The organism is Longimycelium tulufanense, from assembly GCF_014645795.1.
GTDB classification, from domain to species: Bacteria; Actinomycetota; Actinomycetes; order Mycobacteriales; family Pseudonocardiaceae; genus Longimycelium; species Longimycelium tulufanense.
Genome location: NZ_BMMK01000001.1, coordinates 146,745 through 171,510, shown reverse-complemented (window position 1 = coordinate 171,510; position 24,766 = coordinate 146,745). Strand labels below are relative to the sequence as shown.

The following is a 24,766-nucleotide window of genomic DNA, read 5'->3' as shown; positions in this document are numbered from 1 at the left end:
CGTGCTTGTCGCCAGAACCGAAATCAGCAACGAAGAAGTCGGACGGCATGAGGCGGTTCGGGCCTCCCAGCACGGGCGGAAAAGATTGTAGTCGAAAGTGGACCGCGGGGCGGAAAGGGCGATCAGCTGGCGGAGGACGGCGTCCACAGCTCGGGACGTGGAAGGGTGAGCCGAGGGGCGGTGGGGGCGTCCGGTGCGGGGAGGTCGAGGAGGGCGGCGAGGACGTCGGCGGGGGTTCCGGCGCGGCCCCAGAGGAGAGGAGGGGAGGCAGCCGGGTTGATGTCCGTGGCGTCGCTCACGCGCAGCCGCATGGCGACGCACTCGCGGTGGCTGAGGAGGGTCAGGGTGTCGACCGCGTTGAGGCGGGGTGGCCAGAGGTAGCGGCCGAGGATCGGGGAATCGGGGTCACCAGGGTCGGTGCGGACGAAGGTCCACTGGCGGCGGCGGAGTTCGACGAGGTGTTCGATGAGGTGCGGAATGGCGTCGGACACAGGGGCTCCCGACGGGTGTCTAACGGATGCCGGTGTCGGCGGCCGGGGTGGAGGGGCATGTTGTTGGTGACGGCATCGGGGCGGGCGGACTGAAGGCGTAGATGGAGTTGAGCGCGCCGAGGCTGGTGATCGCCTCCCGCCAGATGCGACAGGGCCAGCGGCGCGGGCGAAGGAGCCAATTACGGCATTTCGGGCAGTGCCGGGCGGAGGGTGGTGGAGTGTGCGCCCGCAGGATCCCCCGCCAGGCGTGGATCGAGGCGGACAGCTCCCGCGACCGGCGGAGGGAGTCGGCGGGCGAGTCGCGAAGCCGGTCGAGCGCGGTGAACACGAGGGCGACGAGGCCGTCTTGACAGGCTCCGTGCAGGGTCCGAGCAATCATGCGTCTAACGCCTCCTTGATCGGCTGCACCGAACCTACGAGTTGAGCTCAACTTCCGAAATTAATCGATCAGGTGATATTCGGACATAGCCGAGCGTGAGTACGGTGCTACGCACCGCAACCAAGGAGGAGGCATGGGCACTGGTCCCACTGCACGGCGGCGCAGGCTCGGGGCGATGTTGGTCGAGCTGCGTGAGCGAGCCGGAAAGTACCAGAAAGAGGCCGCTGACCTGCTCGGATGCTCGGTCGGGAAGATCGTGAACATCGAGAAGGGTCGCTCGGGCGTCAAGAAGGCCGAGCTCGTGATGCTCCTCGACTTCTACGGTGCCTATGACAGTGAGCTACGAGACTTCCTCGAGGTGCTTCGCAAAGACGGCACCAAACGCGGCTGGTGGTCAACTTACGGTATCCCCGAGTGGGCGAGGCCCTTCATTGGCTTCGAGAACGACGCGGTCTCCGCCCGCAACTTCGAGCCCCTGCTCATCCCTGGAATGCTCCAAACGAAGGAGTATGCGCTCGCGCTCCACCAGGCTGCCGGCCACCTTGTATCGCCAGAGGTCGTGGATCGACGGGTAGCGGTTCGCTTGGAGCGACAGCGTAGGCTGTCCGACGATGCGCCCCTGCACTTCTGGGCCATTATTGGAGAGGAAGCGCTCCGGCGTCCGGTTGGCGGGTACACCGTGATGGCCGGCCAGCTTCAACATCTGGCAGCGGCTGGTCGACAGCGAAACATCAAGATTCAGGTCTTGCCGACCCAGGTTGGCGCGTTTCCAGCCATGTCGGGCGGGATCTACTTGTTGTCGTTCGCAGACGAGAGCTACCCGGATGTCGGCTGGGTTGAGTACCCGGTCGGTGGCAGCCTCATCGATGAGCCCCGGGACGTGCTGACCATGTCCGCTGTGTTCGATGATCTACGGGCACTTGCGCTCGGTGTCCGGGAGTCGGCGAAGATGGTCTCGTCGATCGCTCGCGAGCACGAGAGGATGAGTGATGACAAAGCCAACGACAACCGCATCCGGCTTAGTCTGGCGGAAGAGTAGCCGCAGCCAGCCCGTCTCCAACTGCGTTGAGGTGGCTTCCTGCCAACCCTTCGTCGCGGTTCGGGACTCCAAGAACCCTTCCGGCCCCGCCCTCTCCTTCTCCCCCTCCTCCTGGTCCTCCTTCGTCCGGGGCGCGAAATCCCACCGTCTCGACCTCCGCTGACCCCGGGTGGCGGGGCCGGCCGTCACCACCAGCTCGCCGGCCCCGCCCGAGGGAGGGGACCCACTCTCCTCCCCTCCGGGCTCAGCCGCCCAGCTTCCTGATCACCTCTCCGTACTTCTGGAGAGTCTTCTCCTTCTCGTCGTGCATCAGGTACACCGCGAAGTGGTCGACTCCGATCTCCCGCAACTCCTCCAGCCGCTCCACGTGCGCGCTCGCCGGCCCCATCAGGCAGAACCTGTCCACGATCGCGTCCGGCACGTAGTCCGCCGACGGGTTTCCCGCTCGCCCGTGATGCGAGTAGTCGTAATCCTCCCGGCCCTTCACGTACTCCGTCAGCGCCTTCGGCACCGGCCCCGAGTCCCCGTACCGCGCCACCAGGTCCGCCACGTGGTTCCCGACCATCCCGCCGAACCACCGCAGCTGCTCCCGCTGGTGCGCCACGTCATCCCCCACATAGGCCGGCGCCGCGACGCACATCGTGATCTCTTCCGGATCACGCCCCACGGTCCGGGCGGCCTCGCGCACCGATCCGATCGTCCACCGCGCGATCGCCGGGTCCGCCGTCTGCAGGATGAACCCGTCCGCCTGCTCCCCCACCAGCTTCAGTGCCTTCGGCCCGTAGGCCGCCATCCACATCTCCAGCTTCCCGTCACGCACCCAGGGAATACGCACCGGAACACCGTGATGCTCGACCTCCCGCCCTTCCGCCAGCCCCTTGATGACCCGCATGGCGTCCGCGAGCGTCGAAAGGCCCGCCGGCTTCCGTCCGATCACCCGGCGGGCCGAATCACCTCGACCAATCCCACACACCGTCCGGTTGCCGAACATGTCGTTGAGGGTCGCGAACAACGACGCCGTGACCGACCAGTCCCGAGTGCTCGGGTTGGTCACCATCGGCCCCACCGTCATCGACTTCGTGTGTTCCAGGATCTGCGAATAGATGACGAACGGCTCCTGCCACAGCACCACCGAGTCGAACGTCCAGCCGTAGCGGAACCCGCCGTCCTCCGCGGCACGCATCGTCTCGATCACCGCGCGCGCCGGCGGGTCGGTCTGCAGGACAACTCCGAAGTCCATACGCCCCTCTCCATTCTGGTACTGGCGCGGTCAGCTCAGGTACTGGCACAGCTCGCGTTCGAGGAACCGGCCATGCCCCCTGCTGCCGTGGAACTCCCCGCCTTCGAGCACGACCCGCCCGCGCGACAGCACCGTCTCGACCCGCCCGGTGATCTCCATGCCCTCGTACACCGAGTAGTCGACATTCATATGGTGGGTCGCCGCGGACAGCGTCTGCCGGGCCTGGGGGTCGTAGACCACGATGTCCGCATCCGAGCCCGGGGCGATCGTCCCTTTCCGAGGGTAGAGCCCGAACATGCGTGCCGGTGTCGTCGAGGTGACCTCGACCCAACGAGCCAGTGACAGCTCCCCGGCCACCACGCCCTGATGGATCAGGTCCATCCGGTGTTCCACGCCGGGAAGGCCGTTCGGGATCTTCGAGAAGTCGTCCCGGCCCAGCTCCTTCTGGTCCTTGAAGCAGAACGGGCAGTGGTCCGTCGCGACGATCGACAGATCGTTCGTGCGCAGCCCGCGCCACAGGTCCCGCTGATGTTCCGCAGGTCGGAGCGGTGGCGAGCACACGTACTTGGCGCCTTCGAAGCCTGGCCGCCCCAGGTCCTCCAGGGACAGGTACAGGTACTGCGGGCAGGTCTCGGCGAAGACGTTCCGTCCCTCGTCCCGGGCCGCCGTCACCGCATCCAGGGCCTGAGAAGCGGACAGGTGCACGATGTACAGTGGCGCCCCGGTCACCCCGGCGAGCCGAATGGCCCGGTGGGTCGCCTCCCCCTCCAGCTCGGGCGGCCGGGTGATCCCGTGCTGCAGCGGCTCGGTACGTCCATTCGCCAGTGCCTGGGCGACGAGCTGGTCGATCGCGATGCCGTTCTCCGCGTGCATCATGATCATCGCGCCGTTGCCGGCGGCGCGGTACATCGCCTGGACGATCTCCCCATCTGTCGAGTACAGCACCCCGGGGTAGGCCATGAACATCTTGAAGCTGTTCACGCCGGCCTCGACGCAGGCGTCCATCTCCTTGAGCGTCGTGTCGTTGACGTCCGACACGATCATGTGGAAGCCGTAGTCGATCGCGCAGTTCCCGTCCGCCTTCGCGTGCCACTTGTCCAACGTGGACAACAGCGACGTCCCCTTGGTCTGGACGGCGAAGTCGATGATCGTCGTCGTGCCGCCCCAGGCGGCTGCCCGGGTACCGGTCTCGAAGGTATCGTGCGACTCCGTTCCGCCGAAGGGCATCTCCATGTGCGTGTGCACGTCGATGCCGCCGGGCAGTACGTACTTGCCGGTGGCGTCGAGGACACGGTCGGCGTTCTGCTGCCAGGCGTCGGTGAGCCCGGAGTCCCGAGCGGCGAGCGCGGTGACCTGTTCGCCCTCCACCACCACATCAGCGCTGAGAGCGCCCGTCGAGGTGAGGACCGTGCCGTTGCGGATGACCAGACGCATCCTGTCCTCCTCGTTGGTCAGGGCCGGGTGAGCGGCTCGTAGCTGTCCGGGCGGCGGTCGCGGTAGAACGCCCACAGGTCGCGCACCTCGCCGAGGAGGCCCATGTCGAGGTCGCGGACCACGACCTCCTCCTCGGTGTCCGAGGCGGCGTCGCCGACCAGCTGGCCACGCGGGTCGACGAAGTACGTCTGCCCGTAGAACTCGTTGTCGCCCAACGGTTCCACGCCCACCCGGTTGATGGCGCCGACGAAGTACTCGTTGGCGACGGCCGCGGCTGGCTGCTCCAGCCGCCACAGGTACTCCGACAGGCTGCGGCTCGTCGCCGACGGGTTGAAGACGATCCGTGCCCCGGCCAGGCCCAGTGCCCGCCAGCCCTCCGGGAAGTGCCGCTCGTAGCAGATGTACACGCCGATACGGCCGACCGCGGTGTCGAACACCGGGTAACCCAGGTTTCCGGGCCGGAAGTAGAACTTCTCCCAGAACCCCTTCACCTGGGGGATGTGGTTCTTGCGGTACTTGCCGAGGTAGCTGCCGTCGGCATCGATCACGGCCGCGGTGTTGTAGTAGACGCCTGGCTGCTCCTCCTCGTACATCGGAGCGATCAGTACGACCCCGTGCTGCGCCGCGACCTCCCGCATCAGCTCGGTGGTGGGGCCGTCCGGGATACGTTCGGTGTAGGAGTAGTAGTCGGCATCCTGCACCTGGCAGAAATACGGCCCGTAGAAGAGCTCCTGGAGACACACCACCTCCGCGCCCTGGGACGCGGCCCGCGCGACGGCGTCGACCGCGTTGCGGACCATCGACTCCTTGTCACCGGTCCACCGCTGCTGGACGAGGCCGGCACGGATGATCTCATCGCCCGTCATTCCGGCATCCTTGTGCGTCGTGCATCACCCGAGGCAGTGGCAGGTTGTCCACGCTTCCCCTCCGAACTGGACAACCTGCCCATCCCGTCCCTCGATCAGGGCACCAGGCGGGGGCGTGCAGGTGGGGCGGCCTTACCAAGGGGGAAAACCACCCCACCCGATTCATTCTTCCGTGTTACGCCCGGATGAAGAACTTCAGATGCCTCGCCGCATTGTGCGCGTCCCCACAACGAGCCCCAACAGCGCCACGAGGAACGCCGCGAGGGTCCCGTACACGATCGAGATGTCCGCGAAGGTACCGGCGAACAGTGCCCGCACCGCGTCCGCGACGTGCATGATCGGGTTGATCTTCGCGGCCACCTGGAGCCAGGTCGGGCCGAAGTCGATCGGGAGCAGCACTCCCGACAGCAGCATCAGCGGGAACAATCCGACCTGGGTCACGATGTAGAAGAGCTGCCCACTCGGGTGGGCGAGGATGGCCAGGGCGAACGACAGTCCTCCGAGCCCGACGCCCAGAACGACCAGCAACGCCAGCCCGACGAGCACCCCGAGCGGGTAGAACTGGAAGCCGAGCGGCAACGCCAGGGCGATGATCAGCACCGCCTGGACGAGCAGGACCAGCGACTCCTTCAGGGTGCGACCAATCAACATCGCCGTACGGTTGACCGGGGTGACCAGCATCCGCTCCATTGACCCGCCCATCAGCTCGACCAGCAGGTTGTAGCCGGCCATCATCGGGCCGAACAAGCACATCAGGATCAGCACGCCGGGCACGAACCACTGCCACGCCGAGGTACCGCCGAACTCCCCCGCGCCACCGAGCAGCGGACCGAACAGGAACAGGAACAGCAGGGGCTGCACCATGGAGAAGACGAGCCCCAGCGGCTCGCGCAGCACGGGGGTCATCTCGCGAACGAAGACATTGCTGATGTCACTCAGGAACTTCATGCCAATGCCGCGCCCCTCGCTTCCGATCCGGTGCTGCCGTACTGCCTCGGCGGTCATGCGGTCTCCTCGCTCTCCCGAAGGCTCCGGCCGGTCAGGGCCAGGAAGACGTCGTCCAGCGTCGGCCGGGTGGCCTCGGCGGTGGCGACCTTCACCCCGGATTCCTCCACGGACCGCAGGTACGCCGGCAGGGCCGCGTTGGCCCGGGCGACCCGCAGCCGGACCACCGTCCCGTCGACGGTGACCTCGCCCTGCTCCGCGATCCGGGCGGCGATCTCGGCTGCCTTTCTCGTGCCCGCCTCGTCGTGCGTGGTGACGGCGAGGTGATCGCCCGCCAGCTCGCTCTTGAGCTGTTCCGCGGTCCCGTCCGCGATGATCTCTCCGTGATCGATGATCACCACTCGCTCGGCCATGCTGTCGGCCTCTTCCAGGTAGTGGGTGGTGAGGAACAGCGTTGTTCCGTACTCCTCGCGGAGCCGCAGAACGTGTTCCCAGATGTTGGCGCGGTTCTGCGGGTCGAGTCCGGTCGACGGCTCGTCCAGGAACAACAGCGGGGGCAGATGGATGAGCCCCATCGCGATGTCGAGTCGCCGACGCTGCCCACCGGAGAGCGTGCCCGGCTTGCGCTTCGCCAGTAACTGCAGGTCCAACAGCTCCAGCACCTCATCGGCCCGCCGGCGCGCCTGGGACCGGGTCAGACCGTAGCTACAGCCCTGGTGCACCAGTTCGTCCCGCACGAGGAAGTTCTCGCCGGCACTGTTGTTCTGCCCCACGTAGCCGATCCGGCGGCGGACTCCGGCGGGGTCGGTAACGACGTCGTGGCCCGCGACGGTCGCGGTCCCCGAAGTCGGGGGTAACAGGGTGGTCAGCATGCGCAGGGTGGTGGACTTCCCGGCGCCGTTCGGGCCCAGGAACGCGACCAGTTGACCGGCCTCGACATCGAGATCGATGCCGCGCACGGCCTCGACGCTCTCCTTCTTGACCTTGAACCGCTTGGTCAGTCCGCGGGCATGGATCATTGTCCCTCCTTGTGGGCAAGGGTGTACGACAGGCGAGCACGACAAGGACGCCCTTGTTCAGGGGCTTGACTCCAGGACGATCCATCCTTGCCCGAACAACGCACCCTGGCAAACGCGAATACCGTCTTCACATTTCGCTCTGACCAGCGGAAACGACGTTGTCGCCAGCTCGCCACGGCACCGAAAATCCATGCTCTGACCAGGGACTCCGCCTGGTCTCGACAGGTCTTCGACAGACTTCCCTTGCGGCGGCGACAAACGACGTGACCGTCGGATCTCAGCGGTGCTGGTTCGTTGTGATCACGTCCGAGGCGAGGAGGGCGACATGGAGCGACAGCGTGGACTCCGGGTCGTCAAGGGAGACACCGAGAAGCTGTTCGATGCGCTCCAGTTGTTGGTAGTAGGCGGTGCGGGACAGATGGACCGCCGCTGCTGCCGAGGACTTGTTACCGCCGTGCTCACAGAACGCCCGCAACGCCTCGATCAGTCGGGTAGCTTGGTTGTCCTCACGAGCGAGCAGCGGTCCCAGCTCGCGATGCACGAAGGCGGACAGGCGTTCGTCGTCCCGCAGTAGATGGAGGACGCCGCGCAGCCGCACGTCGTCGAGACGGTGATAGGTCTTCGAACCGGGCGAGCGCAAGGCAGCGTTGGCGACATGAGCTGCCTCGCCGAGGCTCCGCCGGGCATCCGAGAGCGAGGCCGCTGTCGTTCCCACGGCGACGACGACACGTGACGCGCGAGGGGTGCCGGCCGCCAGCCGATGCACTTCCTGCGCGACCTGGTCCAGTACCTGGGACACGTTCATCCTGCGGGGCAAGGACAACAGGGCACGCACGCTGCTGTCGTCGACCACGCCGACGAGTGCCGGAATCCGTGCCCGGCGCGCCGCTGACGCCGTGACTTCGGCGAGATCGCGCAGAACTTCCTGCGTCGCCAGCGCCGCGGCCGCGCTCGTCGGTACGGTGCTGCACGGCTGGATGGCAACGCCGACGAGTTGCCTGTCCTCCAACGGGATTCCCAGTGCGTTGGCGCGCATGGGCAGCTCGCCGGAAGGGGTTCCGGGAGCCAGCAGCTCCGACAGCAGCGCGCGATGCGTCTGACGCTCCAGGGTGTCCCGGTCACGCGCGACCAGCCGGTGCAGCGCCAACGCCGATGCCGCGCGCTCGGCGACCACCACGTGCCGGTGCGGTGGTTCGTCGGGCGAGACCAACACCAGCCGGCCCCAGTCATCGCCCCGCGCACCCACGACGGTGACCAGCCAGCCGGCGCCGGGGTCGTAGGCGGTGCGCCCGTCCGGCGTCACGGACCGTGAGCGTGCCTCCCAGTCCAGCAGCAGCCCGGCCGGGTCCACCCCCGCGGTGTCATAGGCGAGGACGTGGTGGGTGAGGGTCTCCAGGACGACCGGCAGCCCGGCCAGCCGCGCCACCTCGTGCAGGATGTCGGTCGGCTCGGCACCGGACACGGTGAGCGCGGTGAAGATCTCGTGGACCTGCTCGGCCGCGCGGAGCTCGGCGACCTGGCGGTCCATCACCAGCTCGATGACCGCCTCGGTGACCGAGACGAACCGGGTCTCCGCCGACAACGTCACCAGCGGCAGCCCGCGCCGCTCGGCGGCCTGGACCAGCGCCGAGGGCAGCCGGTCCGGCCAGCGCCGGACCAGCTCGACCACCAGTCCGGCCGCGCCCACCCCGACCAGGTCGTCCACGTAGCGGGCCAGACCCGCGGGGTCGTCCGGGAGGGCGATCCCGGTGGTCAGCACCAGCTCACCGCCGCGTAGCAGGTGGGCGATGTCGGCGACCTCGGCGACGTGCGCCCACCGCACCCGGTTGCCCAGGCCGGCCGAGCCCGCCACCACGCGGGGCCGGCCCCGCCGCACCACCGGCAGGGCGATGGCCTCCGAGACCGTCGGGTACACCCACACTCACCTCCGAACACAACGTAGCCCAATGCACCCGATCGCGTACATGTTGTCCATAGCCCCGGCTCGCCGCCTGCCAGCAGACTCGGCTTGTCAACGGGCGCATCGACCGGGGAGGACGCATGTCACACGCGGACCTGCTGGCGCGGCACCGGGCGGTCATGCCGGGCTGGCTCGCCCTCTACTACGACCAGCCCATCGAGATCGTGCGGGGCTCGGGCCGGCGGGTGGTCGACGGCGAGGGCCGCAGCTACCTGGACCTCTTCGGCGGGATCCTGACCAACGCGATCGGCTACGACATCGCCGAGATCAGCGATGCGGTTCGGCGCCAGCTCGACACCGGTGTGGTGCACACCTCGACGCTCTATCTCATCGAGGCGCAGGTGAGGTTGGCCGAGCGCATCGCGAAGCTGTCGAACATCCCGGACGCCAAGGTGTTCTTCACCAACTCCGGCACCGAGGCCAACGAGACCGCGCTCATGCTGGCCAGCCAGTACCGCCGGAGCAACCAGGTGCTGGCGATGCGCAACTCCTACCACGGCCGGGCGTTCGCGACCGTCGGCGTGACCGGGATCCGCGGCTGGTCGGCCTCCTCGTTGACCCCGGTGAACGTCAGCTACGCGCAGGGCAGCTACCGCTACCGCAGCCCGTTCCGCGATCTCTCCGACGCCGACTACATCCGTGCGTGCGCGGACGACCTGCGCGAGGTGATCGAGACGACCACGGCCGGGGACGTCGCCTGCCTGATCGCCGAGCCCATCCAGGGCGTCGGCGGGTTCGCGGTTCCGCCGAAGGGGATGTTTCGGGCGTTCAAGGAAATCCTGGACGAGTACGGGATCCTCTTCGTTTCCGACGAGGTGCAGACGGGCTGGGGGCGTACCGGCGAGTACTTCTGGGGAATCGACGCGCACGGAGTGGTGCCGGACGTGATGACCTTCGCCAAGGGGCTGGCCAACGGGTTGGCGATCGGCGGGGTCGTGGCACGCGGCGACGTGATGGACAGCTTGCACGCGCAGTCCATCTCGACGTTCGGCGGGAACCCGGTGGCGACGACCGCCGCGGACGCCGCGCTGGACTACCTGTTCGAGCACGACCTCCAGGCCAACGCCGCCAAGCAGGGCACGCGGCTGCTGGCGGGCCTGCGTTCGGTCGCCGAGCGCAACCCGGTCGTCGGGGACGTGCGCGGGATGGGGCTGATGGTCGCGGTGGAGCTGGTCCACCCGGACGGCACGCCCCGTCCGGACGCGGCGACGCGGGTGCTGGAGGAGGCCCGTGCGCGTGGCGTGCTCGTCGGTAAGGGCGGGCTGTACGGAAACGTCATCCGGATCGCGCCGCCGATGACCATCACCGACGAGGAGGTCGAGGAGGCGCTCGGCGTACTGGACGAGGCGATCTCGGCAGCGCAGGAGGAGGTGGGACGGTGAACCGGATCTCACACTGGATCGACGGCAAGCCCTGGGAGGGCGTTGCCGAGCGCACCGGTGAGGTGTTCGACCCGGCCACCGGGGCGGTGCGTGCGCACGTCGACTACGCCGGGCTGGAGGAGGTCGACCGCGCGGTCGCGGCGGCGGCGCGGGCCTTTCCCGGCTGGCGGGACACCTCACTGGCCCGGAGAACCAATGTTCTCTTCGCGTTCCGCGAGATCCTGCGGGCGCGGCGGGACGAGCTGGCCGCGGTGGTCACCGCCGAGCACGGCAAGGTCCTCGACGACGCCGCGGGCGAGGTGCAGCGCGCGCTGGAGGTCGTCGAGTTCGCCTGCGGGGTGCCGCACCTGCTCAAGGGCGGTTTCAGCGAGAACGCCTCGACCCGGGTGGACGTCTACTCACTACGGCAGCCGTTGGGCGTGGTCGGGGTGATCTCGCCGTTCAACTTCCCCGCCATGGTGCCGTTGTGGTTCGCCCCGGTTGCGGTGGCGTGCGGCGACACCGTCGTGCTCAAGCCGAGCGAGAAGGACCCGTCGGCGGCGAACGTCCTCGCCCAGTGGTGGGCCGAGGCCGGGCTACCCGAGGGCGTGTTCAACGTCGTGCACGGGGACAAGGTTGCGGTCGACCGGCTGCTGGAGCACCCGGAAGTCCGGGCCGTCTCCTTCGTTGGGTCGACGCCGGTGGCCCGCCACGTCTACGAGACCGGCACCCGGCACGGCAAGCGGGTGCAGGCCCTGGGCGGCGCCAAGAACCACATGGTCGTGCTCCCCGACGCCGACCTGGACCTGGCGGCGGATGCCGCGGTCTCGGCCGGTTTCGGCTCGGCCGGCGAGCGGTGCATGGCGGTGTCCGTTGTGGTGGCCGTGGATCCGGTCGGCGATGACCTGGTGAGCCGGATCCGCGACCGCATCGGTCGCGTCTCGGTCGGCGACGGCCGGCACCCGGGCGCCGAGATGGGCCCGCTGGTTACCCGCGCGCACCGCGATCGCGTCGCAGGCTATCTGGATGACGGCGTCGCGTCGGGCGCCACCCTGGTCGTGGATGGCCGGAACCACCCCGTTGGCGGTGACGGCAACGGGTTCTGGCTCGGGCCGACGTTGTTCGATCACGTGACGCCGGAGATGCGGATCTACCGGGACGAGATTTTCGGTCCGGTGCTCTCGGTTGTGCGTGCCTCGTCGTATGACGAGGCGTTGCAGCTCGTCAACGCCAACCCGTACGGCAACGGCACGGCGATCTTCACCAATGACGGCGGAGCGGCGCGCCGGTATCAGAACGAGGTCGAGGTTGGCATGGTTGGGGTCAACGTGCCGATCCCGGTCCCGGTCTCCTACTACTCCTTCGGTGGCTGGAAGTCATCGCTCTTCGGCGACACACACGCCTACGGTCCGGACGGAATCCACTTCTTCACCCGCACCAAGGTCATCACCAGTCGCTGGCTCGACCCCTCCCACGGCGGCGTCAACCTCGGTTTCCCCCGCAACCACTAGCCGGGGAGCGGGCCGACGCCAGCACCGGATGCTGCCATGCGACTGGTGGCCGGGGGTTGGTGTGATCACGGTGTGGTGCGGTGATCACCGAGGCCCCGGTCCGAGTGGGTCCTCGTTCACGGGTAATGGCCCCGGCCAGTTCCGGCGGTTGGTGCGTGTGGCGACGCGGAAACGTCACCGCTCGCGCAGGCGCACCACCCGCAGCACGGGTGAGGAACGGATGTCCCGCTCGCAGAACCTGGCCCGCACCCACCGGCTCGCGGAGAACAGGTGGGTCTGGTCGGCGAAGTGTGGTGAGCTCGGATCACTGGACTCGGAGTAGGTGAGGAGGGTGGTCGCGTCCGGGCAGCGATCGTTGGTGAACGAGACCACCTGGATGTAGCTCGATCCGTCCCACACCTCGGTGTTGCCTTGAGCCGGGTCCCAGATGGGATTGATCGCGTTGAGCACGCCCTGCGCCTCGGTTCCGCCATGGATCACGATCCGACTGCCGTCGCGCACAACATAGTGGTTCTCGCCGAGCGGGGCATCCGGTTCGATGCCCGCGATCCGCAGCTCGGCAATGGCGTCGCCGAGTGCCCGCTGCACCGACGGGTTCGCCGTGTTCAGCGTGTTCGGAGTCGCAACCGGCTCGGCCGGGTTGAACGGCACCCGCCACAGATCGTCAAGTTCGGCAACCCTCAACCAGTATCGCTCGAACAGAAGGCCACCGCGGCTACCCGTGGTCATCCGTCGGTCCCATTCGGACAGTGCGGTACAGGCTCGACCGACCTCGACGGTTCCGCCGCCCGAGGTAGGCGCCCTGCCATCGGGGAACGATGCGCACATCTTGGCCGTGTCGGCGGCTGCCCGTTCGCCGACCCAGCTGCGATCATCGAACAGCAGATCCTGCATGGCCTGACGGGAAAACCCGCCACGCGCGAGCTGTTCCTCGACCACGGTGAACCCCATGCGGGTCCGAGGATTGCGCTCGGTGGCGATAGCGCCCATGATCCGTGGGTAGCCGGTGATCGGCTGGTGCGGGTTCGACAGCCATGCGCTGTCGTTGAAGTTCCCCACGTAGTCGGTGCGGGCCTGAACCGGCATCCGGCGCGGGCCGAAGATACCGGGCACCGGCGCGTCCGGGTCGTTGCCCCACGCGCAGTCGCCCCGTGATCCGTCGAATATGGTCATCCCGGTGTTCGGGAAGGTTTTCGCGCCGAGCCCCGTGTTGCACCGGGCTGCGAGCTCGTCCGTCACGTGCGGGACAACCTGGATGTCGGCGTAGAGCGCCTGCCCTGACCGGTCGGTGGCGACGGTGTTCAGCCACGGTACCCCCTGGCTCCGGGACAGTGCGCGCACGACGTCGCGGGCGTTGTGCGCTTGGCCGAGCTCGAACCAGGTGTTCAGGCCGCGTAAGTTGCCCTGGTTGGCATCCCGAATCGCGTAGGCGCTGGTGCCGGTCCAGGACAACGGGAGGTTGAAGCCCGACGACAGCACAGGTCCATATCGCGTCGAGTAGAGGGTGCGTTCGACCGTGCTGAGGGAACCGTCCTGGTTGCGAACCTCGACGGCCACCTGACGGCTGGTCATCTGCTCCGGCGAGCCGTCGACCAGATACGTCGTTGGTGCCCCGGGCACGAGCTGGAGCTGATACAAGCCGAACGTGGTCGGTCTGGCGACGGTGTGGCTCCACGCGACATCGCGATTGAAACCGATCTGCACCAGCGGTACCCCCAGCAGGCCGCCACCGCTGACGTCGAGCCGCCCCGGCACCGTCAGCTGGGACTGCCAGAATCGCATGCCGCCATGCCAGAAGTAGTGTGGGTTGCCCAGCAACAATCCCCTCCGGTTCGCTGTCCCGTCCGAACCGATGGCGATCGCGTTGCTGCCCATACCACCGTGGCCCAGGGCCCGGCGTACCCGGTCGAGGGCGTCGGCCGGGACCGGCTCGGTCGCCGCGCTGCTCCTGACCGGACCCGGCGGTGCGGCCTGGGCGATACCGTCGATCACCTGTCCCTGTGCGACCAGCGTGGACAGCGCGTGGACATGCCGGTACACGTCGATCTCGGTGATCGGACGCACCCAAGCTGCGCCTCGGCAGGCCGGGTCCGAGATGCCCGCGACCCCGGTGTCACGCAGGTATCGGTTGTAGCCGGCCACGTAGCCGCGGATCAGCTCGCGCACCTCGGCCCGTGGACCGACCGGTGGTGGAGCGTCGAGCACACGCTCGACCACGCCGGAGTCGTTGACCTGCCGGAAGTACAGGTCGCTGTTCAGGTTGCTCTGAGCCGCGCCGTAGGCGGTGTTGCCTGACGCGTCGGGGCCGAGATAGCGGGACCGCTCGGCACCCACCGTCAGGTAGATGTCCGCCAACGCACAGATGTTGTCCTTTGCCGCCGCGAACCCGTACCCATAGCCGAGCCCGGCGAAATTGGCCGCCTTGATGTGCGGGACACCGTACTCGGTATAGCGGATGTCCGCCGCGAGACCGCCCCTCGACGCGTCCCGCAAGTCCATCGTGCCGGCAATCTGATCATCTGTGGCGACATCCGAAACCGTGGTCAGTACCGTTGCGACGGCGACGACAAGGGCTGTGAGCCGTCGACCCGAGAACGTGGCCCTTCGCATACCCGCTTCTCACATCCACCGTTCCGGATAGTGATAAGTATCACACTGAAATTCTCGATTCCCACACACGATTGTCCACGAAAGGACGCTCCGACGTCCATCGAGGCATCAGGGTCAACAGGGAGCCCCTCGCAGCGATTGGGCTGCTGTGATGACCTGTACCGCATCGTGATCGAAGCAGGCCACCGCTACGAGTCACGTGGCAGCGTCTCATGCGGAAGCGGGCACGACCCAGTGGAGCCGTGCCCGCTTCTACAAATCGGAATACGACGCTATCTACGTCGCGACGCTCTCGATGAGAGCGTGCGGATCACCGCATCTCGGGAACGATCGTGAAGTTCGACCACCAGGACGAGCCGTCCTGGAAGACGTCGGCCAGCCGGTAGTTCTCCGACAGCGGCTTGCCGTGGTACTTGTCCCACACCTTGTTGGCCAGAATCGAGTGCTCGTGGCTGGTGTCGAACCCGTTGATCGTCTGGTCCACGTAGGTGTTCGAGCTACCGCCCGCACCCAGCTTCACGCGGTACTTGTCGAAGAGGTGACCCTTGCCGCAGCTTCCGGTGAGCATGTCGTAGAAGTTGCCGGACGGTGAGCGGACGACGCGAACCGAGCAGACGTCGGGTACGCGCACACAGTGCTTGCCACCCGCGCCACCGCACTTCTCGGTCCACCCGAACAGGGTGTCCCGGGTGACCTCCCGGTTCAGCCGTGGGTCCCACACCTTGCCCCGGCCCTTGAACTGAACCTGCTCGACCTTCCCACAGCTGTCGGCCGTGGCGCGCGCCTCGACCGACCGCGGCTGACGATTCTGCTTGCCCAGGCACCAGCCCAGGCCGATGACCGCACCGGCGACCGCCCAGATCGGCTCCCGGTCACGGGACCTGGCCTGGTACGGCTCGTTGTTCCACACCGGACGCCCCGCCTGGTACCGCCGGTTCTGCTCGGGGTTCCCTTCGGTCACCTCACCCCAGCGCATGGTGAGCTGCTGCGCCGAGTGCACCTGCGAGGCCGGAATCGAGCCGAGCGAGGCGAACTCCTGCTGCCAGCCGAAGACGGTCCGCAGGTTGCGCAGCTGGTTCAGCTGCCCGTTGTCGTCGTTGGCCCAGCCCTCCATGCGCTGGATCGAGTAGTCCAGGCTCAGGTTGACGTCCCGGAACTGCTCGCTCGGCCGGATCTGGTAGATCCACACCGAGTTGGGCTGCGATCCGTTCTCCCTCGACCGCAACAACAGGTAAGCGATGCGCTCGGCCGCAGCGCGGTTCGCGGTCGTCGCCACGAAGCCACTGTTGCGGTCACGGATGGAAGCCCCAGACACGTGCTGGGTCAGGTCGTTGTTGTTGCCCCGTGGCGAGAAGCCGCTGGTGAAGATCTGATCCTCGTACGGGTGTCGGGTGTCAACCCGCCACACCCAGTCCTGCCCCGGCGTGGCCGAAGCCACCTGCGTGCCGACCAACGACGCCGCGACGGCGACGAGGAACGACAGCAGGAGCAGGACGACTCGCGAACGATGTCGCGTGCTGGACTCCACGAGTCCCCCTATTCCCCTCAAGACACTGAACACGAAACGGCTGCCCCCGCGCGGGCAGCCGAACGGCGACGTTAATCAGGGGAGGGCTGGTGACACAAGCGTCTCGGCCACTCATACCAACATCTTATGAAACGTTTCACTTCATCATGATGTCGACAGGAGCAGAATCCGCGGAGTTCCAACAGCTGAATCGTCATCCTTCCAGGGACGCGCATGCCCACACGCCCGACGGAAGCCACTTCTTCACCCGCACCAAAGTCGTCACCGGCCGCTGGCCCCACCCTCCACGGCGGCGTCCACCCCGGCTTCACCCGCACACACTGATGCCTCAGAACGGCTGGACGACACCCGGTCGGATCACGATGAGTCGGTGCGGCGCCGCGGGCGACCCTAGCCGCCGGTCGTTGAAGTTGGGCACGAAGAACGTCCCCGTGCTCCGCGAGTCAACCACGTCCCCGTTGGGCAGGGTCACACGGAAGAAGACATCCGGCCGCTCCTCGATCACCGGACGTACGAAGGTGTTCACCTCCGGCTCTGCCTGACGGTCGTCTACGCGTTCCTTAATTACAGTTGTCGTCACCCGGCCACCCGCAGTACGCCTGTCGACCACGAGGCGGACCAGCCCGCTGTCATCGGTGGTGCCGACGTCGAGCACCTCGTTGGTGTCTGGCGGGACGTACTCGACGGTTGTTTTCCTCGTGAATTTCGTCGTTAGAATTAGCTGAAACAACTATTCATCGCCACGGCAAACCAGTGCTCTCCTCCGGTACGGTCGTGAGACGGGTCCGCCAGTCCTGGACCATTACCAAGACGTGTCGGCAAACAGCGGGCCACGAAGGGCATCCACGCCCAGCCGCGTCCACCACTCCGCCTGCTGCTCGGTCTCGATCCCGTCGACCAACACTCCCGCACCGTGCTCGCGCACCAACGGCACCAAGTCCCGTACCGCACGCTCCACCACGGTGCCCGGATTCCGGGCCAGCCGCTGCACCAGATCCGGCGCGATCTCCACCGCACGCGCGGGAAGATCCTCCATGCACGCCAGGTCCTCGTAGCCGAGCCCGAATCCGTGCAGATAGGTGTTCACCCCGGTTGCCGCGAGCACCTGGAGGTTGTCACGGGCCTCACCCTGCTCGTCACGCAGTGCCGAAACAGGCATCCCGATCCACAGCCGCGACGCCCCAAAATCCAGCCCGGCAAGGAGATCGCCAACCGTTCCCACGAGGTCGGGGTCGTGCGCCTGATCCGCGGTCAACGGCACAGCCACCGGAACGTCGCTGTCGGCCTGCCGCGCACGTTCGAGCGCGGTCCGCAGAACCCACTGCGCAATCGGCACGCTCAACCCGGTCTGCTCGGCCAACGCGATGCACTCGCCGTGCCGCACCAAGCCCCGTTTCGGGTGGTTCCACGCCAGTGTCGCCAAGGCACCGAGCGGCTGCCGTCCGTCCGCGGCGACAGCGGGCTCGAATCGGATCTCGAGCTCCCCATTCTCCCACGCGCCCGGCATGGCCGCCGCCAAACCAGCTCGTGCCCGCTCCCGGGAATCCAGGTTCGGGTCGAACAAGCCCCACTGCCGCTTTCCACGGACGGTCACCCGGCGCAGCGCTACTTCCGCGGCACGCAACAACTCCGCGGCGCTGGCGAACACCAGTTCCCCGGCTACCTGTCTTACGATGCCGATGCTGACGGAGGCAGCAATCCCCTGCTCCCCCACGTAAATCGGCTCAGCCAGCTCCGCGTTGATGTCGGCGGCCCACCTGGCGAGTTCGGGCGGCTCACCCTCGATCGCGACCGCGAACTCGTCCCCGCCCGTCCGGACGAGCATGGCGCGGGGATCCTCCCCCACCAGTCCGTGCAGTCGGTGTGCCACCATGCGCAGCAACGCGTCGCCAGCATCGTGGCCGAGACCCTCGTTCACGACGGCGAGCCCGTCCACCTCCAGCAGGAACAACGTGAGGTCGACGGGCTCGGGGCGAGCGAACAGGTCTGTCAGGCGGGACACCAGGAACTGCCGGTTCGGCAGCCCGGTCAACGGGTCGTGCAGGTTCTGCCGTGTCAGCTGGTGTTGGAGCAACCGCAGCTCGGTGATGTCCTCCACCATCGTCACGTGGTATCTCGGCGCACCGTTCGCATCGCGCAACACGGACGCGGCGAGATAAGCCCACACCGGGTCGCCGTCCTTGTGCAGCAGTTGGCCGCGCTCCCGCAGGCGTCCACTCACGCCTTCGTTGAGCGAGCGGTACGCCTCCCGCACCGCGGCCGCGTGGTCGGGATGGACCAGGTCCACCAGGTCCCGGCCGGCCAGCTCCGCACCGCTGTAACCAAGCATCTCCCGGATTGCCCAGTTGGTCTCGACGAGCGCGCCGTCCACGTCGGTGATCGCGATGCCGACCGGAGACCCGCTGAACACCTCCCGGAACCGCGCCTCGCTCAACCACAGCTGCCGCTCGGCGCGTTCCTTGGCACGCAACAACGCACGCTTGAGCTCCTCCTGCTGGTCGAAGACAAAGTTGCGGACCGCGAACGCATAGCTGTCGGTCAGCGCGCCCACGACGCTTGCGACCTTGTCCGGCAGGCGGTGGACGTCCAGCAGCTCGGGATGGGCGGGCAGACGCCGGACGAGCAGCTCCACCGTGCGGCTCAGCCCGGTCGGCGTGGTGAACCCGAGATCGGCCAGCCCAGTGCCGACCTCCTCGGCCGGGGCCGGGGCGAACGGCTCCGCCAGCAGGACGTCGAACAGGACGTCGACGAGCTCCTCCAGCTCCCGCTCGATGGTCTCGTGGCCCAACGGCACGTAGCCGCTGGTGGCCATCGCCACCGCCCACTCGCGGGCCAGCCCGGATCGGCTCCACGGACCGCGCACCGGGACGCCGGGCACCGCGCTCCTCGGCGCGCCGTTCGGCGACGAGCACGATCGCTGCCAGCACGGTGGCTGCCAACCGTGGGCCAGGTTTCGCAGTGTTCAGCCCTCCTGCGGCCGAGCCGGACGCAGCGAAGCGCTGCCGGCGATCTCGAGCGGAAGCACGTCCACGGCACTCTCCCTCACACAACCGCGGTTGGTGAAAGGTTTGGGCTCATCCGGTCCAGCGAGGAATTTCATCCGGTTGCGGTCTTGCGGCCCACTCCGGCGTAGATCTGTTCACGTTCCGGGCCGGCCACGTCGTCCGCTGGTGCCACCGGGTGCCAGTCGGCCGTGGGAACGACACCGGGGTTCACCAGCTCGAAGCCGGTGAACAGCTCGGCGATCTCGGCCCGGGTCCGCGGGTGGATGGGATCGCGGCTGTTGCTCATCACCTCGACCATGGCCGCCATCTCCGCCGGCCGGGTGTCCGCGGTGAAGTGGGAGAGCGCCAGGTAGCTGCCCGGCGCCAGCCGCTCGCGGTAGCGGGCCAACAGCTCCAGCGGCGCCCGTTCCGGCGGGACGAAGTGGAAGACACCCACCATGAGCAGGCCGAGCGGCTGGTCGAGGTCGAGCAGACCGTGCACGGCGGGGTGGTCCAGGACTCCGTCGGGGTGGACGAGATCGGCCTCCACCGCCGCGGCCCGGTCGTTGTGCTCCAGCAGCAGCTGGCTGTGGGCGACGGCAACCGGCTCGTTGTCCACGTACACGACCCGAATGGTCGGGTCGACAGCCTGCGCGATCTCGTGCACGTTTCCGACGGTGGGGATACCGGAACCGATGTCGAGGAACTGCCGGATCCCATTCTCGATCAGAAACAACACGCCACGCCGCAGGAAGGCGCGGTTGAGCCGGGCGATGTCCCGTGACCCGGGAAGCGCACGCGCGAACCGCTCGGCCAGCTCGCGGTCGGCGGCGAAGTTGTGTCCCCCGCCCAGCAGGTAATCGTACACACGAGCCGCGCTCGGCCGTCCCATCTCGACATCCTCCGGCACCCAGCTCAACTGTTTGGCCACGATCTACCCCTCACTGACTCCCAGCGCAGCTGACGCACTACACAACGTAGCGCTTTCCAGCCGCGGAGTTCACGGGCCATCCGGGTTCCACCGGGCACCCGAGCCGATCCGCCGGTGATAGTTTGTTACTATGCATGCGCGGACGCCGATACGTTCGGAAAATTTCCGAAGTTTGTCCGCCCGGTTACCTGGTTGACATTTTTACGAGAGTACTTTACGGGCCGTCAGCAAGTCGGATCATCCACCAAGCGGAATGAGTTCGAACGTTTATTCGAGTACTCCGGCCATGGCAGAATAATCCGCGACGCGCCGCCATCCGCTGGACCACACGATCTTGAAGGGTGGAGGCAGTGGTGCATGTCCGGCTTTTCCGGGCGGGTTTGGTCGCCATCCTGTTCCTCAGTGGGCTGGTCGCGGTCGGTACGCCGTCCGCACTCGCCCGGGACACGGCCCTCGGCCTGGTGACCACACCGAACGAAGATTCCTTCTACCAGCCGCCGTACCCTCTGCCCGACGGCCCACCCGGGACGATCATCCGGTCCCGGCCGGTCGAGCTCACCGCCGACCCGGCGTTACCGGTACCGGTGCGCACCTGGCAGCTCCTTTACGAGTCCAGCTCCGCGCTCGGCCACCCGAACGCGGTCTCGGGCACCCTCCTGGTGCCCACGTCCCCGTGGAACGACGGCCCCCGACCACTGGTCACCTACGCCGTCGGCACGCACGGGCTCGGCGACCAGTGCGCGCCCTCATACCTGATGCGCACCGGCCGCGAGGACGAGCTCCAGAGGATCGGCGAGGCTCTACAGCGCGGCTGGGCGGTGGTCGTCACCGACTACGAGGGTCTGGGCACCCCGGGCGTGCACACCTACACCGCCGGTCCCGCCGAGGGGCACGCCGTGCTCGACGCAGCCCGCGCCGCACAACGGTTCCCCGGCGTCGGGCTGGCCGACTCGCCGATCGCGATCTGGGGCTACTCCCAGGGTGGCCAGGCCGCTTCCTTCGCCGGCGAGCTGCAACCGTCGTACGCGCCGGAACTGGCCGTGCGAGGTGTCGCCGCCGGTGGGGTGCCGGCCGATCTCACCGCGCTCGCCCACGCCACGGACGGCAGGGCAGGTTCCGGCCTCCTTCTCGCGGGCGCCATCGGCCAGGCCACGGCCTACCCGGAACTCCCGTTCGAGAGCGTGCTCAGTACAGCCGGGAAGAAGGCCGTACCCGACGTCGCGACCTCCTGCCTCGCGGAGTTCACGACACGCTACTCGTTCCGGTACCTGAACGAGTTCACCACCGTTCGGGACCTGCTCTCCGAACCGCAGTGGGCCGCCCGGATCAACGAAAACCATGCCGGGCAACGGGCGCCGGGCGCGCCGATTCTCGTCTACCACGGCACGTTCGACGAGCTGATCCCGTTCCAGGTGGGGAAACAGCTCGCCGACGACTACTGCCACCACGGCGCCACGGTGTCCTGGCGTCCGCTTCCCCTGATGAACCACATGTACGCCTCGATCGTCGGAGCGCCACTCGCCGTCTCCTGGCTGGGCGACCGTTTCGCAGGAGCGGCACCGCCGACATCCTGCTGATCACGGCGAACCGGGGAGCGGGCCAATCGGCCCGCTCCCCGCCCTCCCCCGGCCCGTTACCCCGTGGCGGGCCTACCCTTCGCGATGAAGCATGTGTCGCACGAAACCGAAACTAGCCGTGGCATACGGGTGCGGCCACGCGAAATCCCAGTTTCACACTGGAGTGTCGCTCCCAACTGCAAGACATGAGATCATTTCGTGTTGCCTGGCATTGCACTCGTCGTGCGTTCGCCGAATCGCGGGTCTCTCCTGCGCCAGCCGGGGGAACTGACCGTGCGCGTGGTTCGAACCACAGCGAGGACCGAGATTGCCGCGGCCACAAGGTAAGCATTGCTGGCGATGGTGTGCGGAAGTACCCATGCCGGGCCCTGGTGGTGATGCAGGTGAACATCCCACACCGTGAAGAAGTAGAGGCTCACGACGGTGAACACGACTGCGAGAGCTGACAGCAGCAACCAACCACCGAGAGTTCCCATGCGACACAACAGGACCACGAGTAGCGGGACCACCCACACCCAGTGATGGGGCCACGAGATCGGGCTGATGACCAGCCCACACATCGCCATCCCCAACAGGGCGTCGAGCGGTCGACCTTCCCGGTGTGGACGGCGCACCAGCATGGCCGCAACGATGAGGCACCCGATGCTCACCACGGCGACCGCAGCCAGAACCCGGGGCCCGTCGCCCACGAGACGGTGCACCAGGCCGTTGACCGACTGGTTCCCGGGCCATCCGTTGGCGGTCGCCTTGTTTCCGCCGAGCATCGCGCTCGCCCAGAACTTCCAGGTGTCCCCGGGGAGCAGAAGTGTCGCAGCCACGTTGAGCCCAAGGAACGTCGCGATCGCACGGGCGGCGTCGGCACGGCGCCCCACCAGGAACAGGTGCGGCACAAAGATCAACGGGGTGAGCTTGATGGCGGCGGCCACGCCGGTCAGCACTCCGGACCAACGGGATCCGCGCAACGTCAACACGTCGACCATCACCAGGCCCATCAACACCAGGTTGATCTGGCCGAGTCCGAGGGTGTCCCGCACCGGGGCGAGCACCAGCGCCGCGAGGACGAGGGCGGTTACCGCCCTGCCACCGAGCTGGCGTTCCTCGTGGTCGAGGGCGAGTCGGATGGCGAGCCCGAGCGCGAGGATCGACGCCGCGCCCAGTAGGCCCGTGGCGACCTGCCACGGGACGAGGACCAGCGGCAGGAACAGAAGGGCCGCAACTGGTGGATACGTGAAGGGAAGGCCCTGCGCCGAGTTGGGCAACGCACGCAAAGGTTCATAAAGAGCTTCACCGTGTAGTACGGCGAGGGCGCCCGACCGATAAACGGCCAGATCGACGCCGAGCGGTAGGTCGAAAACGGACCAGAGAACGCCCGCGACCGCGGCTATCCCGGCAACAATGACAGCCGCTGCCGGTACTACCAGCCGGCGTCTCTCCGGTTCCGGTGTGTCCTCCCCCTCGTCCGACCTGTTACCGACGATCGTCCCGCTCGTCATTCGCGTGGGCTCCCCCTGCTCACGAACACTCCCCGCAACCTCGGCGAGGCTAGTAGCGGTCTTCGCCGTCCATCGTCGTACCCAGGTTTGTTCTCGACGTAATACCTGAGTACTAGACCAGGCGACGAAGTGCGTACCTCCGATAGAAGCCGAAAACCCGTTGGCCGCGCTCCAGTGGGCGGCATATGGTTGAGCACATGGATGGGTAGAACCTCTCTCATGCGGCTGAGGCGCTGAGCGCGGCAGCGTCTGGCGCCCTCGTGGGCAGCCCGCTGCCGCCCCGGTCGTGTCCCCTTATCCCGGCCCCGTACCGGGATTTGCCGTGCGACATGACCGCGAGCGCCTGTGCACTCATCCGCACAACGCCCATGGAGCTGGCTCGTGCCCACGATCACCGCAACGCGCTGTTCGCGTACCTCGAAAAGCCCTTCCGGAGTTCACATCCTTCGCGCCGCGTCGGTAGTCCGGTCGCTGGTCCGTTCGGCCGGCGTCGGTCCCGGTGACCTCGTTCTGGACCTCGGCGCCGGGCCGGGGACCCTCACCGCGCCTCTCGCAGCCACCGGCGCGCACGTGGCCGCGATCGAACGCAGCCCGAAGTTCGTGCGTCAGCTCGAACGCAGGCTCGCCGGGCGGGACAATGTCCGCATCGTCACCGGAGATCTCCGGCGTTGCCCTCTTCCCTGGCGGCCCTACGCGGTTGTGGCGTCCCTGCCGTACTCGCTGAGTACAGCGATACTTCGCCGGCTGCTCCAGCCAGCTCGGACCCCGCTACGCGCGGCCGATCTCGTGGTGGAACGGGGCTTCGCCAAGCGCCTCACGCAGGCGGCTCCCCGCGACCTCCAGACCGCGTGGTGGGCGGCGCGTTTCGAGCTACGCCTGCTTCGCAGAATTCGAGCGGACTGCTTCCAGCCCGCTCCGTCGGTTGACTCCGCCCACCTCCTGGTGCGGCCCCGTACCGGAATGCGCCGTGGATCCACACAGCGGGCTCTGTGGTCGCTTCTGGAGACGGCGTACTCGACGCCATCCCTGCCAGTTCGATCCGTCGTCACCGGACTCCTGGTGAGGAGGCAGGCAGGCCGCGCGCTTTCCGAGGTGGGGATCGAGGCGACTCGGCCCGCTCTTGCCGTCACCGTCACGGAGTGGGCCGATCTCGCCCGGTCACTCGGCGAGTGGGTCGACGCACCGTCGCTTCCCAGCCAGCTCATCCGACCCGGTAAGGAGCGCTAACAGCCTGGCACCACCGCCGGGCCGAACTGGATCCGGGTCGCCGACACTGAGGTCGTCCACACTTATGACGTCCTGGCCCGCGTCCCGGAGACAACGGTCTCCCCGCTCGACGAGGACCGGGCGCACCTCACCCCCAGGGGTGATGAGAAATGGCGGGGGTGTGTGGCCCGA

20 protein-coding genes are annotated in these 24,766 nt (G+C 67.5%); 6 read left to right on the top strand and 14 right to left on the bottom strand.

Translation table 11 applies throughout. From position 1 onward, the window contains the following. Positions 1 to 122: 122 nt before the first annotated feature. Both IEY55_RS00725 and IEY55_RS00720 read right to left on the bottom strand, forming a co-directional pair. Positions 123 to 491 carry a hypothetical protein gene (locus tag IEY55_RS00725; RefSeq protein ID WP_189052835.1) on the bottom strand — a complete coding sequence of 123 codons (369 nt, stop codon included), beginning with the start codon at positions 489 to 491 and terminating at the stop codon, positions 123 to 125. A 19-nt stretch (positions 492 to 510) separates the two neighbouring features. Next, the gene (locus tag IEY55_RS00720; RefSeq protein ID WP_189052834.1) at positions 511 to 870 is read right to left on the bottom strand and encodes a hypothetical protein; all 360 of its coding nucleotides are present in this window, start codon (positions 868 to 870) and stop codon (positions 511 to 513) included. Between the two features lie 133 nt (positions 871 to 1,003). Here IEY55_RS00720 and IEY55_RS00715 point away from each other — a divergent pair, with 133 nt between their 5' ends. Together IEY55_RS00715 and IEY55_RS00710 are read left to right on the top strand one after the other, a co-directional pair. Continuing rightward, positions 1,004 to 1,909, top strand: a complete 906-nt coding sequence (locus tag IEY55_RS00715; RefSeq protein WP_189052833.1) for a helix-turn-helix domain-containing protein — start codon at positions 1,004 to 1,006, stop codon at positions 1,907 to 1,909. Then, the gene (locus tag IEY55_RS00710) at positions 1,860 to 2,072 is read left to right on the top strand and encodes a DUF397 domain-containing protein (RefSeq protein ID WP_189052832.1); all 213 of its coding nucleotides are present in this window, start codon (positions 1,860 to 1,862) and stop codon (positions 2,070 to 2,072) included. The genes IEY55_RS00715 and IEY55_RS00710 overlap by 50 nt, the downstream gene beginning before the upstream one ends. 81 nt (positions 2,073 to 2,153) lie before the next feature. Here the strand turns inward: IEY55_RS00710 and IEY55_RS00705 are convergent, their stop codons facing one another. From IEY55_RS00705 to IEY55_RS00680, 6 genes are all read right to left on the bottom strand, one after another. Continuing rightward, the gene (locus tag IEY55_RS00705; protein ID WP_189052831.1) at positions 2,154 to 3,149 is read right to left on the bottom strand and encodes a TIGR03842 family LLM class F420-dependent oxidoreductase; all 996 of its coding nucleotides are present in this window, start codon (positions 3,147 to 3,149) and stop codon (positions 2,154 to 2,156) included. A 30-nt stretch (positions 3,150 to 3,179) separates the two neighbouring features. Continuing rightward, entirely contained in the window at positions 3,180 to 4,583 is a 1,404-nt protein-coding gene (hydA, locus tag IEY55_RS00700; protein WP_189052830.1) for a dihydropyrimidinase, read from the bottom strand. 17 nt (positions 4,584 to 4,600) lie between these two features. Next, entirely contained in the window at positions 4,601 to 5,449 is an 849-nt protein-coding gene (locus IEY55_RS00695) for a nitrilase-related carbon-nitrogen hydrolase (protein WP_189052829.1), read from the bottom strand. A gap of 195 nt (positions 5,450 to 5,644) precedes the next feature. Then, positions 5,645 to 6,454 (bottom strand): ABC transporter permease, encoded by an 810-nt coding sequence (locus IEY55_RS00690; protein WP_229685819.1) that lies wholly within the window; start codon positions 6,452 to 6,454, stop codon positions 5,645 to 5,647. Further along, the gene (locus IEY55_RS00685) at positions 6,451 to 7,413 is read right to left on the bottom strand and encodes an ATP-binding cassette domain-containing protein (RefSeq protein WP_189052828.1); all 963 of its coding nucleotides are present in this window, start codon (positions 7,411 to 7,413) and stop codon (positions 6,451 to 6,453) included. The genes IEY55_RS00690 and IEY55_RS00685 overlap by 4 nt, the downstream gene beginning before the upstream one ends. A 277-nt stretch (positions 7,414 to 7,690) precedes the next feature. Then, on the bottom strand, positions 7,691 to 9,328 hold the full coding sequence (locus IEY55_RS00680) for a PucR family transcriptional regulator (RefSeq protein ID WP_189052827.1): 1,638 nt from the start codon (positions 9,326 to 9,328) through the stop codon (positions 7,691 to 7,693). A gap of 125 nt (positions 9,329 to 9,453) precedes the next feature. On the opposite strand from IEY55_RS00680, the gene IEY55_RS00675 reads away from it, so the two are divergent. Together IEY55_RS00675 and IEY55_RS00670 are read left to right on the top strand one after the other, a co-directional pair. Beyond that, the gene (locus IEY55_RS00675; protein WP_189052826.1) at positions 9,454 to 10,755 is read left to right on the top strand and encodes an aspartate aminotransferase family protein; all 1,302 of its coding nucleotides are present in this window, start codon (positions 9,454 to 9,456) and stop codon (positions 10,753 to 10,755) included. Then, positions 10,752 to 12,245: a CoA-acylating methylmalonate-semialdehyde dehydrogenase gene (locus IEY55_RS00670; protein ID WP_189052825.1), complete on the top strand. Its 1,494-nt coding sequence runs from the start codon at positions 10,752 to 10,754 to the stop codon at positions 12,243 to 12,245. The genes IEY55_RS00675 and IEY55_RS00670 overlap by 4 nt, the downstream gene beginning before the upstream one ends. 174 nt (positions 12,246 to 12,419) lie before the next feature. Here IEY55_RS00670 and IEY55_RS00665 read toward each other — a convergent pair whose 3' ends face one another. The 5 genes from IEY55_RS00665 to IEY55_RS00645 form a co-directional block, all read right to left on the bottom strand. Beyond that, positions 12,420 to 14,744 carry a penicillin acylase family protein gene (locus IEY55_RS00665; RefSeq protein WP_229685817.1) on the bottom strand — a complete coding sequence of 775 codons (2,325 nt, stop codon included), beginning with the start codon at positions 14,742 to 14,744 and terminating at the stop codon, positions 12,420 to 12,422. Positions 14,745 to 15,165: 421 nt separating this feature from the next. Further along, positions 15,166 to 16,383, bottom strand: a complete 1,218-nt coding sequence (locus tag IEY55_RS00660; RefSeq protein WP_189052823.1) for a hypothetical protein — start codon at positions 16,381 to 16,383, stop codon at positions 15,166 to 15,168. A 328-nt stretch (positions 16,384 to 16,711) separates the two neighbouring features. After that, complete coding sequence (locus IEY55_RS00655; protein ID WP_189052822.1) at positions 16,712 to 17,038, bottom strand: hypothetical protein; 327 nt, start codon at positions 17,036 to 17,038, stop codon at positions 16,712 to 16,714. A 147-nt stretch (positions 17,039 to 17,185) separates the two neighbouring features. Beyond that, on the bottom strand, positions 17,186 to 19,261 hold the full coding sequence (locus tag IEY55_RS00650; RefSeq protein WP_189052821.1) for a putative bifunctional diguanylate cyclase/phosphodiesterase: 2,076 nt from the start codon (positions 19,259 to 19,261) through the stop codon (positions 17,186 to 17,188). A 218-nt stretch (positions 19,262 to 19,479) separates the two neighbouring features. Continuing rightward, complete coding sequence (locus IEY55_RS00645; RefSeq protein WP_189052820.1) at positions 19,480 to 20,298, bottom strand: SAM-dependent methyltransferase; 819 nt, start codon at positions 20,296 to 20,298, stop codon at positions 19,480 to 19,482. A 341-nt stretch (positions 20,299 to 20,639) separates the two neighbouring features. Here IEY55_RS00645 and IEY55_RS00640 point away from each other — a divergent pair, with 341 nt between their 5' ends. Then, entirely contained in the window at positions 20,640 to 21,875 is a 1,236-nt protein-coding gene (locus tag IEY55_RS00640) for a lipase family protein (RefSeq protein WP_229685816.1), read from the top strand. Between the two features lie 191 nt (positions 21,876 to 22,066). Here IEY55_RS00640 and IEY55_RS00635 read toward each other — a convergent pair whose 3' ends face one another. After that, on the bottom strand, positions 22,067 to 23,368 hold the full coding sequence (locus tag IEY55_RS00635; RefSeq protein ID WP_189052819.1) for a glycosyltransferase family 87 protein: 1,302 nt from the start codon (positions 23,366 to 23,368) through the stop codon (positions 22,067 to 22,069). A 381-nt stretch (positions 23,369 to 23,749) separates the two neighbouring features. On the opposite strand from IEY55_RS00635, the gene IEY55_RS00630 reads away from it, so the two are divergent. Next, the gene (locus tag IEY55_RS00630) at positions 23,750 to 24,595 is read left to right on the top strand and encodes a ribosomal RNA small subunit methyltransferase A (RefSeq protein ID WP_229685814.1); all 846 of its coding nucleotides are present in this window, start codon (positions 23,750 to 23,752) and stop codon (positions 24,593 to 24,595) included. Positions 24,596 to 24,766 lie beyond the last annotated feature (171 nt).